The following is a 15,200-nucleotide window of genomic DNA, read 5'->3' as shown; positions in this document are numbered from 1 at the left end:
CCCGTGTGAGTCGGCCGCGAGAAAAGCAGCGCATTCCGTACGCGGAAGCGTCGCGAGTGCTGTTGCGGGATTCGATCCTCGACGGCATGCGCGAACTGCTGCTGACCCGCGACTGGTCGGCCATCACGCTGTCGCACGTGGCGCAGGTCGCCGGGATCAGCCGTCAGACGATCTACAACGAGTTCGGTTCGCGCCAGGGCTTGGCCGAGGGATATGCCATGCGCCTGGCGGACCGCCTCGTCGATGCGGTCGACGAGGCCATCAACAACAACGTCGGCGAGGTGCATGCGGCGTTTCTGGAGGGCTTCCGGGCGTTCTTCCTCGAGTCCGCCGCCGATCCACTGGTGATCTCGTTGCTCACCGGCGCCTCCAAGCCCGACCTGCTGCAGATCATCACCACCGGCAGCGGGCCGATCATCTCCCGCTGCTCGCAGCGGCTGACCGGAACCTTCCAGAACAGCTGGATGAAGGCCAGTGATGCCGATGCCGGGGTGCTGGCCCGGGCGATCGTGCGGCTGGCGATGAGTTACGTGTCGATGCCGCCCGAAGCGGACCATGATGTGGCCGGTGACCTGGCCCGACTCATGACGCCCTTCGCCGAGCGCTACGGTGTCATAGATACCCCCTAGCTGTCAGAGCGCCGCCGCTGTCACAAAACGCATGAGCGCCTGTCCCGCGAGCCCGCAGGCTAGAGGTATCTGCATGTGGCGTCGCCATTTGGCGCACCCGTGCGCCGGCAAGCAATCACGAATGAAAGAGGGCTCTACATGACCGAGTTGAAGGCGGACAACCTCAACGGCATTGACTTCAAGGTGGCCGACCCGTCGCTGGCCGATTTCGGCCGCAAGGAGATCCGCCTCGCCGAACACGAGATGCCAGGCCTGATGGCGTTGCGTCGCGAGTACCACGACGTGCAGCCGCTCAAGGGGGCACGCATCTCCGGATCGCTGCACATGACGGTGCAGACCGCGGTGCTGATCGAGACGCTGGTGGCTCTCGGCGCCGAGGTCCGCTGGGCTTCCTGCAACATCTTCTCCACCCAGGATCACGCCGCGGCGGCCGTCGTCGTCGGTCCGAACGGCACCCCCGAAGAGCCCAAGGGCACCCCGGTCTTCGCTTGGAAGGGCGAGACGCTGGAGGAGTACTGGTGGGCCGCCGAGCAGATGCTCACCTGGGAGGGCGAGCCGGCGAACATGATCCTCGACGACGGCGGCGACGCCACCATGATGGTGCTGCGCGGCGCCGAGTACGAGAAGGCCGGCGTGGTGCCGCCCGCCGGAGAAGACGACTCGGCCGAGTGGAAGGTCTTCCTCGGCGTGCTGCGTGCGCGCTTCGAGGCGGAGAAGGACAAGTGGACCAAGATCGCCGAGTCGGTCAAGGGTGTCACCGAGGAGACCACGACCGGCGTGCTGCGGCTGTACCAGTTCGCCGCCGCGGGTGAGCTGGCGTTCCCGGCCATCAACGTCAACGACTCGGTCACCAAGAGCAAGTTCGACAACAAGTACGGCACCCGGCACTCGCTGGTCGACGGCATCAACCGTGGCACCGATGCGCTGATCGGCGGCAAGAAGGTGCTGATCTGCGGTTACGGCGACGTGGGCAAGGGCTGTGCCGAGTCGCTGGCCGGTCAGGGTGCGCGCGTGCAGGTCACCGAGATCGACCCGATCAACGCCCTGCAGGCGCTGATGGACGGCTACGACGTGGTGACCGTCGAAGAGGCGATCGGCAACGCCGACATCGTGGTGACCGCCACGGGCAACTTCGACATCATCCTGCTCGAGCACATGAAGGCGATGAAGGACCACGCGATCCTGGGCAACATCGGCCACTTCGACAACGAGATCGACATGGCCGCGCTGGAGAAGTCGGGTGCGGTGCGGCTGAACATCAAGCCGCAGGTGGACCAGTGGACCTTCGGCGACACCGGCAAGTCGATCATCGTGCTGAGCGAGGGCCGTCTGCTCAACCTCGGAAATGCCACGGGCCACCCGTCATTCGTGATGAGCAACAGCTTCTCGAACCAGGTGATCGCCCAGATCGAGCTGTGGACCAAGAACGACGAGTACGACAACGAGGTCTACCGCCTGGCCAAGCACCTCGATGAGAAGGTGGCGCGCATCCACGTCGAGGCACTCGGCGGCACGCTGACCAAGCTCACCAAGGAGCAGGCAGAGTACATCGGCGTCGACGTCGAGGGCCCGTACAAGCCGGAGCACTACCGCTACTGAGTTGGCTCTTCTGCGCGAGCAGGCGTCAAAGCCCCCATATCCCTGTGGATTTGGGGGCTTTCGCGTCTTCTGGGCGGTACGGGGCGCGGTTAAGCGGTGTGCTCATGTCGGTATCGGACATTTGGCAGACACTGACTGTTATTGTTCCGGCTCGTGGGTCGGGTCTGGGGGATTCTGGGTGCCTTGCTGCTGCTCGGAGGTGCCGGTGTGGTGCCGGCACACGCCGATCCGTCGAACGACGGGCATGACCCGATCTTCAACGAGGACGAGTACGCCGAGTTCTACACGCCGCCCGACCCGTTGCCAGGAGGGCCGGGGGACCTGATCAAGTCCGAGCCGTCCCGGCTGGTGCTCGAACCGTCCGGTGAGCTCGGTGCCATCGTCGCGGACGGAACGCGAATCATGTACCGCAGCACCGATGCTCGTGGCAATCCGATGGCGGTGACCGGCACCTACTTCGAGCCGCACAACGCGTGGCCGGGCAAAGGGCCGCGTCCACTGATCGTCTACGGTCCGGGAACCCAGGGCCAGGGTGATCAGTGCGCACCGTCGCGGCAGTTCAATCAGGGCATCCACTGGTCCCCGTGGCTCGACATCGCGTTCAACTACGAGGAGCTGTTCGTCGCCACCATGGTGGCGCGCGGATTCGCCATCGTGATGACCGACTATCAGGGTCTCGGGACGCCCGGCTTGCACACGTATGTGAATCGGGTTGCCGAGGGCAACGCCATGCTCGACGCCGGCCGGGCCGCGATGAAGCTTCCCGGCACCTCACTGGATCCGCATGGGCCGGTGGCATTTTGGGGCTATTCGCAGGGCGGCGGCGCGGCGGCGTCGGCCGCGGAGTTGGCGTCGTCGTATGCGCCGGACCTGCATGTGGTCGGTACCTATGCGGGCGCCCCGCCGGCTGATCTGAAGGAACTGTTCCCCTACGCCGACGGCAGCGCGCTGGTCGGCGTGGTCGGGTACGCCTTGAACTCCGTCATCACCAGCTACCCGGAGTTCGAGGACTTGATCCGCTCGAAGCTCACCCCTCGTGGGGCGGATCTGCTGCAGAAGGTCCAGGACCAGTGCATCGCGGAGACGATCACCAAGTTCATGTTCCGTCACCTGCAGCCCTACTTCAACGTCGACATCCATCAGGCGGTGAACGAGGAACCGTTCAGCACCCTGTTCGACATGCAGAAGATCGGCCGCTACAAACCGAATGCACCGGTGCTGATCCTGAGCAACAGGTACGACCCGTTGGTGCCGTGGACCGCGGCCAACCAACTCGGGCGGGATTGGTGCGACAAAGGCGCGGACGTCCAGTTCTGGACGAACGAGGAGCCGCCCTTTCTGAACAAGTTGGTGATCAACCACGCGCTGCCGATGCTCGTCGACGGCGAGCGGGGGATGCAGTGGATCGCCGACCGCTTCAACGGATTACCGACCACGCCCAATTGCGGAGAGTTCTAGACCATGGGTGACACGCGATGAGCCCCTCCGAAGAGGGGCCCACCGTCGTGACACAGGCTCGGTCAGTCTTTGTTCTTGTCCTTGGTGGTCTTGGGCTTGGCCTTGACCTTGGCTTTCGCCGAGCCGGTCGAGCTGCCCTTGTCGGAGTTCGAGGCGCTGGAGCTCGAGGAGCCGCCAGTCGAATCCGTGGACCCGGACGTCGACGCGCTGGAATCGGTTGACGTGCGGGTGCTGGATCCGCCGAATCCGTTGCGGGCGTTCTTGACTGCGTCCCGGATGCCCTGGGCGACCTTGCGCTGGCTCGCGCCGAACGAAGAGTCGGGCCGGGTGGTCGGCGCCTTCGGAAGCACGTCGAGCTTCGGCGGCGTTGTCGTACTGGCCTTTTCGGTCGCATCGACGGCGGGCGTGCTGGCGACGTCCTCGGTCGCGGTCGCGGTGTCCGCAGCCGGCAAGGTGACCGCCACCATCTTGTTCGCGGTGGTGTGGGTCAGCTCGGTGGCCGCAGCCGTCTGGTCGGACGCCGTGGTGTCGGACACTGCGACCTCGGCGGTCTTGTCCGCCACCGTCTTGTCGGCGACGGTCTCGGCGCCGGTGTCGATGCCCTGCAGCTTCTTGACGATGTCGTTGACGGTTGCCGCCTTGAGCATGTCGCGAAGCTTGGTGACCCCGGGGCTTTCGGCGGTGTCGCTGAAGATGTCGCCGACCGCAAGCGGCTTCAGTCCGAACAGCGGCGGCTTCGGTGCGGGTGCATTTCCCTTGCCGTCCCAGTCATCCCAGCCGCTGCCGAGCAGCACACCGACGGTCTGCGACAGGCCTTGCAGTGCGCCGATCGGGCCGACTGCCTCGCCCTCGACCGAGATGGGGATGCCGGCGAACTTGATGTCCAGTCCGAGGCTGTTGAAGATCGAGCCACCGACCGACGGGATGGTTACCTTGTTGCCCTCCTCGTCGGTGTACTCGTAGGTGTTCCTGTCCACCGAACCGGGGGTGAGCAGGCCACCGAACGCGATGTTGATTCCCTCGATCGAGACGGTGTCCTTCACCAGCCCCGAATCGTTGATCATCGGCGCGAGCGCATCGAGGTTGAGGTTGGCGCCGTTGAGGAAGGCGTCGACCATGCCTGCCGGAACTCCGAGCAGGCTGGACAGCGCGGCCGTCGAGTCGCCGGCTTGCAGCGCCTCCGAAATCGCCACGGCACTGTTGAGCAGTGCCACCGCCGGGCTGATCACCGGACCGACAGATCCGATGAGGACGCCGCTCAGCGGCGAGGCCAGGACATTCATGACCGCCGAGAAGGTTTCGACGTCCACGCCTTCCTCAAGGAACGACGGGAACATGTCGAGCGACAGGCCGTGCAGACCGCCGAGGGTGTGCTTGAGCACCGCATCCCTGGTGGCCTCGTCCGCGCCGATCAGGGTGAGACCCGTCGCCACCTTCATCACATTGGCGGCGAACTGCTGTGACACCGCCTCAAAGCTGGACGGGTCCTCGAAAAGCTGTTTGGCGTAGCCGATCTGGTTGGCGATCGCCTGTTGCAGCCCCACGCCGGGCGCCAGCAGGAAGTTGTCGCCGAGGACGGTGGCACCGGCTTTCGCGGTGTCGAACGCCGCTTGCCACGGTGCGAACGGATCCCACCCTGCGGTGAGCCGGACCGAGGCGGACTGAATGTCGTGCGCAACGGTGGCCGGGACGGGCGCGAGCCCGGGAGCGGCGGCGATCATCCCGGTGGCGGCGACGACGACGCCGGCGGCGGTGAGCCAGTGGCGGGCGACTTCTTGCTTTTCACCAGGGGTTATGGGGGTCGGGGAGGCGAGCTGCACGACATCTTCCTTTCGGAACTGTAAATAACGCCCAGACGTTAGCCTGAGAATTAGTTGAGAAGGCAAGATTCGGGCAATCTCTCTAGCTGCCTTAAGTGAGTGGGTTTCTCGGCTATTCCGGCCCGTCGGTGTCCTTGCTGCTCATGGCAGCGGGGGCGGTCTATGGCAAATAGTTATGAATTTCTAATTGTCAGACATCTGACAGGGGTGGGAGTCGTTGCGTCTGCGGTGCATCGCGAAGGTTCCGCGGTCGGTGCGTGGCGCCGCGCACGGATTGATTTCGATTCTCGTCGCCGATATTCAAATATGTTGTGCTGCAGGGAAAATGGGCCAAATCGGCCGCACCTGCGGCGCGGGTATGCTCTCGCCGCGCGTTCGAGGACTGCTCATGTGGGACTGCTCGCGGGCTCACGCGGGCGTGCCGAATCAGCGCACTTTGATTGATTCATCTCTGCGCGTCCCGGTTGGTGGTCTAAAGGTCGATACACTGGGCCTTTGCCGCAGATTCCACTGCCGGTTGAGGTGCCGCGGTTATCGGCGGGGTTCATCCAGCAAACAAGCGAGCGTGGGCTCGTCGGGCTCAGCTCAGGGCCGAGGCCTGCTGCTGGCGGGCCGCCTCGGCCTTGATCAGCTCGGCGATGTGGACCGCCGCCTCGAGTTCGCGCGCCTTGGCGAGGTCGTCGGCAGCCGCCGGTGCGCACCACTGCGCCACGGGCGCGATCTCCCCGTCGAGGAACTGCCTGCGGCACTGACCTCGTTGGATCTTGCCGCTCGAGGTGGTCGGAATCGACACATGTGGCACCAGCAGCACCGAGTTCGGCTCGAGTCCGTAGCGCTCGGTCACGGCGTCGCGGACCGTCGCGGCCACCTCGGCGAGGTCGACCGCGGGATCGCGCTGGTGCTCCACCTCCTGGACGACCACCAACTGTTCGACCGCGCCCAGCCCGGGCGTGATTGCGAAGACCGCGCCGCGGCCGGACACCAGCACGGAGTGGCAGGCCTGCACGGTGCGCTCGATGTCGTTCGGGTAGTAATTGCCGCCGCGGATGACGACCAGGTCTTTGCAGCGGCCCGTGATGAACAGCTCGCCCGACCGTAGGAAACCCAGATCTCCGGTGCGGAGGAACGGGCCGGCCGAGGTTTCGGGCAGCACCGCCGAAAACGTCTGGGCGGTCTCCTCCGGCCTGGCCCAATACCCCCAGCCCGCACTGGGGCCCGCGATCCAGATCTCGCCGACTTCGTCGACCTCGCACGGCCGGTGGGTCACCGGATCGACGACGACGACCTGCTGGCCGCCTCGGGGCCGACCACAACTCACCAGCGCGACCGTGGACGAAAGCTCGGGCCGGGCGTCGACGACGCGGTCCGATCGGAGCCCGGTGCGATCGACATGCGCAACCACCGGTAGCTCGGCGTCCGAGCCTCCCGACACCAGCAAGGTGGCCTCCGCCAGTCCGTACACGGGACAGAACGCCTCAGGCCGGAAACCGGCCGGAGCGAACGCGTCGGAGAACTGCTGCAGCGTGGTGGCCTGCACCGGCTCGGCGCCGTTCATCGCGGTGGCCAGGTTCGACAGATCGAGCGCCGCACGCTGCTCGGCAGTGCTGTGTTCGACACACAGGTCGTAGGCGAAATTCGGTGCGGCGGTGAAGGTTGCGCGATGCCGGGACAGCGCCTCCAGCCAGCCCATCGGGCGCTTCACGAACGAGGACGGCGACATGAGATGGGTGGTGCAGCCGACGTAGAGCATCGACAGGATCCCGCCGATCAGTCCCATGTCGTGGTGCGACGGCAACCAGAACACGCTGATCGCGGTGTCGTCGCCGTGCCACACCTGGCGGATCGACTCCATGTTGTGCAGCAGGTTGCGGTGCGTCAGCGCGACGCCCTTCGGCGTGGTGGTGGAGCCGGATGTGTACTGCACCATCGCGATTGCGCCCGGGTCGAGGTCGGGCGCCACCCAGTTGTCGGCCCGTCCGGCGCCGTCGTCGTCCTCGTCGGTGCGGATCCACTGCAGGTCGCGCCCCTCGGCGAGCTCGTCGATCGCGGCCTTGATCTTCGACTGCGTCTCGGCGGTGGCGAGCGCGAACCGGGCATGTGCGTCGGGCACGACCGAGGACAGCCTCGGCGCCAACCTCTCGTGCACCGGCACGGCGACCGCACCCGCGTAGATGCAGCCGAAGAATCCGGCGATGGAGTCCAGGCCGGGCCGGCACAGCACCAGGACCCGCTCACCGGCGGCGCCGAGTCGCTGCAGCGTGGACGCGATCGCCCGGGCCCGCCGGTCCAGGTCGGCATACGTCAGCTGGGTGCGATCCACGTCGTCGCCGTCGTAGGAGAAGCTGAACGCGACCTTGTCTCGATAGGTTTCGGCGCGCTGCTGCAGCAGGTCGATCAAGGTGGCTGCGGCAAGGGTGGTGTCTTGGTTCATTCGCTATCTCATCCGTCGGCGATTCCTGGGATCAGGCGACCGTACCGGACGCAAAAATAAGCCCGGCTATCTTGTCGTGCCTGTCCCGGGCGCCTGAATTACCCGAGCAGGGTGGTGCCTGCCTCCGGATAGGATTTTCCCGAGCGATCAATCGGGGGTGCCAATGGCTGAGGATGCGGTCATCGAAGAGTTAGCTGCTGCTGTCGAGCGCAGCCCGGAGCTGGCGGAGTTGAGGCTGCACCTGGCCACATTGTTGGTCGAGCGGCACCGCTACGCCGAGGCGCTGACACATTGCAGTGCGGTGCTGGCCATGGACGCCTCGAACACCCGGGCGGTGACCTTGCTGCAACAGTGCAGCGCCGGCCTGACGGGTGCGGCGCCCGCGCCTGCTGTGCCCGCGGAATCCGCCCGCGGCTTCGACTGGACTGCCGCCGAGCAGCAGGTCGCCGACATCGTCAAACCCGCATTCGTCTCCGAACCGGCGGAGGCGGTCAGCGACAAAGACTTCGACGTGGTGCAGCGCACGGCGGTGCGGCTCGCCGACATCGCCGGGATGGCCGACGTCAAGAAACAGCTCGAGCTCTCGCTGCTGGGCCCGATCCGCAACCCCGAGCTGATGAAGGCGTTCAAGGTGTCGGCACGTGGTGGGCTGCTGCTGTACGGCCCGCCCGGATGCGGCAAGACGTACCTCGCCAAGGCGGTGTCCGGCGAGCTCGGGGCGAACTTCTATCAGGTCGGTATCGCCGATGTGCTGTCCCGCTGGCTCGGCGAGAGCGAACACAGCGTCCGGTCGATCTTCGACAACGCGCGACGCAACGCGCCCTGCGTGCTGTTCTTCGACGAGGTGGACGCGCTCGGCCATCGCCGCTCCGCGTTGAGCGGGTCGGCCGGATTGCGGACCGTGGTGAATGCGCTTCTGGAAGAACTGGATTCGGCCACATCGAACAACGACGGCGTCTACGTGCTCGGTGCGACCAACGCGCCATGGGACGTGGATGCCGCGCTGCGCAGGCCCGGTCGCTTCGACCGGATGATCTTCGTGTCACTGCCTGACGCGGAGGCTCGCGCGGCGATCATGAAGCTGCACCTGCAGGACCGGCCGGTGGAGGGCATCAACCTGGCGTCGGTGGCCAAACGGACCGACGGCTTCTCCGGGGCCGACCTGGCCCACGTGTGCGATACCGCAACGCAATTGGCGATGGCCGAATCGCTCCGCAGCGGGCAGGTGCGGCCCGTCCAGATGGACGACATCGAAGCCGCATTGGAACAGATCCGGCCCTCGAGTGGCCCCTGGTTCGAGACCGCCCGCAACGTCGTGGAGTTCAGCAACCGTGACGGTACCTACGACGATCTCGCAAAGTACCTGCGGCGGAACAAACTTCGGTGACCTCTGCCGCGCGGCCCGGTGACGTCGCCGAGGCGTATCTGGGTACCAGGAACTACCAGCGTGCCGCTGAAGTGCTGCAGTCGGCACTGGCCGAGGAACCCAATGACGCCGGACTCCTGGCCCAGTACGCCAGGGCGCGGCTCGGATTGAAGGACTACCAGGGTGCGGCCCAAGCCGCCTGGTCGGCGCTGGCCGCCGCGCCGGGTGACGAACACGTGATGCGCGTGTACGCCCTGGCACTGAACGGGCAGGGACGGCGCCACGAAGCGCTGGAGATGGCGTGGCGGGCAGCCACGGAGAATCCACACATCCATTCCGTGCACTACACGTACGCCAGTCTGCTGCACGACGCCGGGCGTTCGCGCGAAGCGCTCTACGTGATCGACGAGGCACTGCGGCTGCACCCGGAGTCGGCGGATTCTCTGGTGCTGCGCGGCGATATCCACCGGTCATTGCGAAGTCTCACGGCGGCCGAGGACAACTATCAAGCGGCCCTGCGGCTGCAACCCGACCACGCGTCGGCCGTCCACAATCTGGCTGTCGCCCGGCTGAAGTGGGGCAAGCTGACGACCTCGATCAACGGATTCCTCGGGGCCGGCCGGCTGGATCCAGGGCTCGGCGCGCTGGCCCGGCGCAACATCGGGGTGGTGCTGAACCGGGTACTGCGGCTGTCGACGGCGTGCGTCATCTTCATGGCCGTCGCGTTGATCACTGTTACGGCCATGCACGGAGACTCCCGACCGACGGTGGTCCCAAGGGTTTTCGCCGCGCTGCTCGCTGTCGGGTTGGTGGCGGTGATCGTGTGGTTGACGCGCAGCGTGCCGCGCCCGACGCTGCGTGCGGTGCTGCGCGAGCGAACCTTCCTGGCCGTCCGGCTGCTGTTCCTCGTGTTCGCGATCGCCGCCGGGGTGCTCACCGCTGTGGCGGGATCGACTCCGCTGACCGATGTCCTGGGGCCGGTGCTGTTGTTCGGGACCGTGTGTCTGCGGGTGTATGGCTGGCTGAGCGGTCAGTAGGGGACAGTCGCACCGATTACGCTGCGACTGTGCTCATCGCGATCGAAGGTGTCGACGGCGCAGGCAAACGCACATTGACGGGCGGTCTGCGGGCGGCGTTCGAGGCCGATCACCGCTCCGTCGGCAGCCTGGCGTTCCCGCGCTATCACCAGTCGGTGCCCGCCGATCTGGCTGCCGAGGCGCTGCACGGCGCCCACGGGGACCTGGCCGACTCGGTCTACGCGATGGCCACCCTGTTCGCGCTCGACCGGGCCGGGGCGCGGGAAGAGATCCAGCATCTGCTCGGTGTCTACGACGTCGTCATCCTGGACCGCTACGTCGCCTCGAATGCCGCCTACAGTGCCGCCCGGCTGCACCAGGACGCGGCCGGTGAGGTGGTCGCCTGGGTGCGTGAGCTCGAGTTCGACCGGCTCAAGATGCCCGCTCCGGACTGGCAGGTGCTGCTCGACGTCCCGACCGAGCTGGCCGCTGCGCGGGCCGAGCACCGCGCCAACACCGAGGCCGATCGGGCCAAGGATGCCTACGAACGGGACGGCGGGCTGCAACAGCGCACCGGCGAGGTCTATGCCGCGCTGGCGGCCGCCGATTGGGGCGGCCGGTGGGCCATCGCGGGCCCGGATGTGGACCCCGCAGCCATGGCGGGTCGCCTAAGCAGCAGATAAAGCCGAGAAACCCGCGTGTGGTACCCCGGTTTTATCGCGATCTGGTGACACCATGGACACCATGAGGCAAAGGATCCTTGTCGTCGACGACGACCCATCGCTGGCCGAGATGCTCACCATCGTCTTGCGTGGTGAGGGATTCGACACCGCGGTCATCGGCGATGGCAGTCAGGCGCTCACCGCGGTCCGTGAACTGCGGCCCGATCTGGTCCTGCTGGACCTGATGCTGCCCGGCATGAACGGGATCGACGTGTGCCGCGTGCTCCGTGCCGACTCCGGCGTGCCGATCGTCATGCTGACCGCGAAGACCGACACCGTCGACGTGGTGCTCGGCCTGGAATCCGGCGCCGACGACTACGTGATGAAGCCCTTCAAGCCGAAGGAACTGGTCGCCCGCGTGCGCGCCCGGCTGCGCCGCAACGAGGACGAGCCCGCCGAGCTGCTCTCGATCAACGATGTCGAGATCGATGTGCCGGCCCACAAGGTGACCCGTCAGGGCGAGCAGATTTCGCTGACACCGCTGGAGTTCGACCTGCTCGTGGCGCTGGCACGCAAACCACGCCAGGTGTTTACTCGTGATGTGCTGCTCGAACAGGTGTGGGGATACCGTCACCCCGCTGACACCCGTTTGGTGAACGTGCATGTCCAGCGGTTGCGGGCCAAGGTCGAGAAAGACCCGGAGAACCCGCAGGTGGTGTTGACCGTTCGAGGAGTGGGATACAAGGCCGGACCCCCGTGATCTTCAGCTCCAGACGGCGCATCCGTGGGCGCTGGGGAGGTTCCGGCCCACTGTTGCGCGGATTGGGGACGCTCGGCAGGGCGCTGAGCCTGGTGTGGCGACGTTCGCTGCAATTGCGCGTGGTCACTTTGACCTTGGGGCTCTCGCTTGCCGTGATCCTGGTTCTCGGCTTCGTGCTGACCAGCCAGATCACCGACCGGATTCTCGAGGTCAAGGTCAAGGCCGCCACCGAGGAGGTCGAGCGGGCCCGGGTCACGGTCGGCGGCATCGTCGGCGGTGAGGAGAGCCGGTCGCTCGACAGCAGCCTGCAGCTCGCCCGGAACACGCTGATCGACCGCAAGGCCGACGCCCGGGCGGACGTGGCCGGGGCGTTCGACGCGGTCCTCATCGTTCCCGGCGACGGTCCACGCGAAGCCGCCGCGGCCGGGCCGGTGCAGCAGGTGCCGAACGCCTTGCGCGACTTCGTCAAAGCCGGTCAGGTGAGTTACCAGTACGCCACGGTGACCACCGATGCGTTCTCCGGCCCGGCGTTGATCGTCGGCAGCCCGGCGTCCTCGTCGGTGCCCAATCTTGAGCTCTACCTGATCTTCCCGTTGAACAACGAGGAAAGCACCATCTCGCTGGTGCGCGGCACCATGGCGACCGGCGGCGTGGTGCTGCTGGGTCTGCTCGCCGCGATCGCCCTCGTGGTGGCCCGCCAGATCGTGCAGCCGGTGCGGTCGGCCTCGCGGATCGCCGAGCGGTTCGCCGAAGGGCACCTCACCGAGCGGATGCCCGTGCGCGGCGAGGACGACATGGCCCGGCTGGCGGTGTCGTTCAACGACATGGCCGAGAGCCTGTCCCGCCAGATCCAGCAGCTCGAGGAATTCGGAAACCTGCAGCGCCGCTTCACTTCTGACGTAAGTCACGAACTGCGCACCCCGCTGACCACGGTGCGCATGGCGGCCGACCTGATCCACGACCACAGCGAGGACCTCGACCCCGCACTGCGGCGGTCCACCGAATTGATGGTCAACGAGCTGGACCGCTTCGAGACCCTGCTGGCAGACCTGCTGGAGATCTCCCGCCACGACGCCGGCGTGGCCGAGCTGTCGGTGGAGTCGGTCGATCTGCGGTCCACGGTGCAGAGCGCGCTGGACAACGTCGGGCACCTGGCCGCCGATGCCGAGGTGGAGCTGGACGTCAACATGCCTGCCGATGACGTGATCGCCGAGGTGGATCCCCGTCGGGTGGAACGGATCCTGCGCAACCTCATCGCCAACGCCATCGATCACGCCGAACGCAAGCCGGTGCGTATCCGGATGGCGGCGGACGAGGACACCGTCGCCGTCACCGTCCGCGACTTCGGTGTCGGCCTGCGCCCCGGTGAGGAAAAGCTGGTCTTCAGCCGGTTCTGGCGGTCGGACCCGTCGCGGGTACGCCGCTCCGGCGGCACCGGTCTGGGCCTGGCCATCAGCATCGAGGACGCCCGCCTGCACCAGGGCCGGTTGGAAGCGTGGGGCGAACCGGGCAAGGGGGCCTGCTTCCGCCTGACGCTGCCACTGGTGCGTGGGCACAAGGCGACCACGAGCCCGTTGCCGCTCAAACCTGCTGCGCCGCAGCAGAAGCAGCGGCAGCGTCCCAACCGAGACCGGGAGCATGCGGAGGAGAACGTGTGAAGCGCCTGCTGACGGTGGTGATCGTCGGTCTGGTTGTCCTGGTGTCCGGGTGCGCGGGAATCCCGAATTCGTCTTCCCCGCAGGCCATCGGCACGGTCGACAAGCCGGCACCACCGAACCTGCCCAAACCGGCGCCGGGCATGGATCCCGATGTGCTGCTGCGCGAGTTCCTCAAGGCCACTGCCGATCCCGCAAACCGGCATCTGGCGGCCCGGCAGTTCCTCACCGACTCCGCTTCCAGTTCCTGGGACGACGCCGGTAGCGCGCTGCTGCTCGACCGGGTGGTGTTCGTCGAAACCCGTGCCTCGGACCGGGTTTCGGTGAGCATGCGGGCGGACATCCTGGGATCGCTTTCCGACATGGGAGTGTTCGAGACGGGGGAGGGCGCGCTGCCCGACCCCGGGCCCATCGAGCTCGTCCAAACCCCTGGCGGCTGGCGCATCGACCGGCTGCCCAACGGCGTTTTCCTTGACTGGCAACAGTTTCAGTCGACGTACAAGCGCAACACGCTGTATTTCGTCGACCCGACCGGAACCACGGTCGTACCCGATCCTCGCTATGTCGCGGTGTCCGATCCCGACCAGTTGGCGACCGAACTGATCTCCAAACTGGTGGCCGGACCGCGTCCCGAGATGGCCAGATCCGTGCGCAACCTGCTCGACGCACCGCTTCGGATGCGCGGCCCGGTCACCCGCGCCGACGGCGGCAAGACCGGTGTGGGTCGCGGTTACGGTGGGGCCCGCATCGACCTCGACAACCTCTCGACCACCGATCCGCACAGCCGGCAACTGCTTGCCGCACAGATCATCTGGACGCTGTCCCGGGCCGGGATCAGCGGGCCGTATGTCATCAACGCCGACGGTGCGCCGCTGGACGACCGGTTCGCCGACGGCTGGGAAACCTCCGATGTCGCGGCGGCCGATCCGGGCGCGGTGCCCGGCGCGGCGGCCGGCCTGCACGCGCTGGTGGGCGGCTCGCTGGTGGCGCTGGACGGACAGAGCACCAGCCGCGTGCCCGGTGCCTTCGGTTCGGCCCCCAATCAGAAGTCGGCCGCGGTGTCGCGCAACGGACAGGACGCGGCGTCGGTCGTGGTGTTGCCCGATGCCCCGGAGGCGACTGCCGCGTCGCTGTGGATGGGGCCGCTGGGCGGGCCCACCGCGATGGCCATCGAAGGCCGAAACCTCAGCCGCCCCAGTTGGTCCCTGGACCAGGCCGTGTGGGTGGTGGTCGACGACGTCAACGTGGTGCGGGCCATCCGCGACGCGTCCGGTGTGCCGGCCCGCATCCCGGTCGACGTGGCGGCCGTGGTCACCCGATATCCCGGACCGATCACCGAATTGCAGCTCTCCCGCGACGGCACGCGCGCGGCGATGGTGATCGGTGGGCAGGTGATCCTGGCCGGGATCGAACGGACGCCCGAGGGGCAGTTCCTGCTGACCTATCCGCGGCGCCTCGGTTTCGGGCTCGGCAACAGCGTGGTGTCGCTGTCGTGGCGCACCGGCGACGACATCGTGGTCAGCCGGACCGATCCGGCGCACCCGGTGTCGTATGTGAACCTCGACGGCGTGAATTCCGATGGGCCCAGCCGCAATCTGGTGGCCCCGGTGGGAACCGTGGCCGCCAATCCGTCCACGGTGTACGTCTCCGACCAACGCGGTGTGCTGCAGCTGTCGGCTTCGGCCAGTGAGAACAATCCCGGGTGGGTCGAGGTGCGCCCGTTGATGATTCCCGGCTCGTCGCCGGTGCTGCCCGGCTGAGACCGCCCGCCGCGCCGGTTTCCACCCCTGGGCTGTGCACCGCC

The 15,200-nt window shown here is 66.9% G+C and carries 11 protein-coding genes; 9 read left to right on the top strand and 2 right to left on the bottom strand.

Annotated features, from left to right (window positions below; genetic code table 11):
* Positions 1-5 precede the first annotated feature (5 nt).
* The 3 genes from alkX (at position 6) to G6N57_RS27790 (ending at position 3,686) form a co-directional block, all read left to right on the top strand.
* Complete coding sequence (alkX, locus tag G6N57_RS27800; protein ID WP_036445613.1) at positions 6-629, top strand: TetR family transcriptional regulator AlkX; 624 nt, start codon at positions 6-8, stop codon at positions 627-629.
* Positions 630-767: 138 nt separating this feature from the next.
* Positions 768-2,228 carry an adenosylhomocysteinase gene (ahcY, locus tag G6N57_RS27795; protein ID WP_077743509.1) on the top strand — a complete coding sequence of 487 codons (1,461 nt, stop codon included), beginning with the start codon at positions 768-770 and terminating at the stop codon, positions 2,226-2,228.
* A 210-nt stretch (positions 2,229-2,438) separates the two neighbouring features.
* Complete coding sequence (locus G6N57_RS27790) at positions 2,439-3,686, top strand: lipase family protein (protein ID WP_407665998.1); 1,248 nt, start codon at positions 2,439-2,441, stop codon at positions 3,684-3,686.
* 62 nt (positions 3,687-3,748) lie between these two features.
* Here the strand turns inward: G6N57_RS27790 and gjpA are convergent, their stop codons facing one another.
* Positions 3,749-5,506 (bottom strand): outer membrane porin GjpA, encoded by a 1,758-nt coding sequence (gjpA, locus tag G6N57_RS27785; protein WP_077743511.1) that lies wholly within the window; start codon positions 5,504-5,506, stop codon positions 3,749-3,751.
* Positions 5,507-6,086: 580 nt separating this feature from the next.
* Positions 6,087-7,937, bottom strand: coding sequence for a fatty acyl-AMP ligase (locus tag G6N57_RS27780; protein ID WP_077743512.1), 1,851 nt, complete (start codon positions 7,935-7,937; stop codon positions 6,087-6,089).
* A 163-nt stretch (positions 7,938-8,100) separates the two neighbouring features.
* Here G6N57_RS27780 and G6N57_RS27775 point away from each other — a divergent pair, with 163 nt between their 5' ends.
* Genes G6N57_RS27775 through lpqB form a run of 6 tightly spaced genes read left to right on the top strand, consistent with a single transcriptional unit; the run spans position 8,101 to position 15,156 of the window.
* Positions 8,101-9,324: an ATP-binding protein gene (locus G6N57_RS27775; RefSeq protein ID WP_077743513.1), complete on the top strand. Its 1,224-nt coding sequence runs from the start codon at positions 8,101-8,103 to the stop codon at positions 9,322-9,324.
* Entirely contained in the window at positions 9,321-10,340 is a 1,020-nt protein-coding gene (locus tag G6N57_RS27770) for a tetratricopeptide repeat protein (RefSeq protein ID WP_077743514.1), read from the top strand. The genes G6N57_RS27775 and G6N57_RS27770 overlap by 4 nt, the downstream gene beginning before the upstream one ends.
* Before the next feature lie 29 nt (positions 10,341-10,369).
* Positions 10,370-11,002: a dTMP kinase gene (locus G6N57_RS27765; protein WP_077743515.1), complete on the top strand. Its 633-nt coding sequence runs from the start codon at positions 10,370-10,372 to the stop codon at positions 11,000-11,002.
* A 52-nt stretch (positions 11,003-11,054) separates the two neighbouring features.
* A complete protein-coding gene (gene mtrA, locus G6N57_RS27760; RefSeq protein WP_019343547.1) occupies positions 11,055-11,741 on the top strand; it encodes a two-component system response regulator MtrA in 687 nt (228 codons plus the stop codon).
* The gene (gene mtrB / locus G6N57_RS27755) at positions 11,738-13,399 is read left to right on the top strand and encodes an MtrAB system histidine kinase MtrB (protein WP_077743516.1); all 1,662 of its coding nucleotides are present in this window, start codon (positions 11,738-11,740) and stop codon (positions 13,397-13,399) included. The genes mtrA and mtrB overlap by 4 nt, the downstream gene beginning before the upstream one ends.
* Positions 13,396-15,156: an MtrAB system accessory lipoprotein LpqB gene (gene lpqB / locus G6N57_RS27750; protein ID WP_097926347.1), complete on the top strand. Its 1,761-nt coding sequence runs from the start codon at positions 13,396-13,398 to the stop codon at positions 15,154-15,156. The genes mtrB and lpqB overlap by 4 nt, the downstream gene beginning before the upstream one ends.
* Positions 15,157-15,200 lie beyond the last annotated feature (44 nt).

The sequence above is a fragment of the Mycolicibacterium boenickei genome (genome assembly GCF_010731295.1).
In the GTDB taxonomy this organism is placed as follows: Bacteria; Actinomycetota; Actinomycetes; order Mycobacteriales; family Mycobacteriaceae; genus Mycobacterium; species Mycobacterium boenickei.
This window is presented reverse-complemented; position numbering and strand designations above follow the sequence as displayed.

What these genes read in the sequence shown, in the direction of transcription:
- ahcY (WP_077743509.1), top strand. Translation starts at nt 768, where the DNA reads ATGACCGAGTTGAAGGCGGACAACCTCAACGGCATTGACTTCAAGGTG.
- G6N57_RS27780 (WP_077743512.1), bottom strand. Translation starts at nt 7,937, where the DNA reads ATGAACCAAGACACCACCCTTGCCGCAGCCACCTTGATCGACCTGCTG.
- G6N57_RS27775 (WP_077743513.1), top strand. Translation starts at nt 8,101, where the DNA reads ATGGCTGAGGATGCGGTCATCGAAGAGTTAGCTGCTGCTGTCGAGCGC.
- mtrA (WP_019343547.1), top strand. Translation starts at nt 11,055, where the DNA reads ATGGACACCATGAGGCAAAGGATCCTTGTCGTCGACGACGACCCATCG.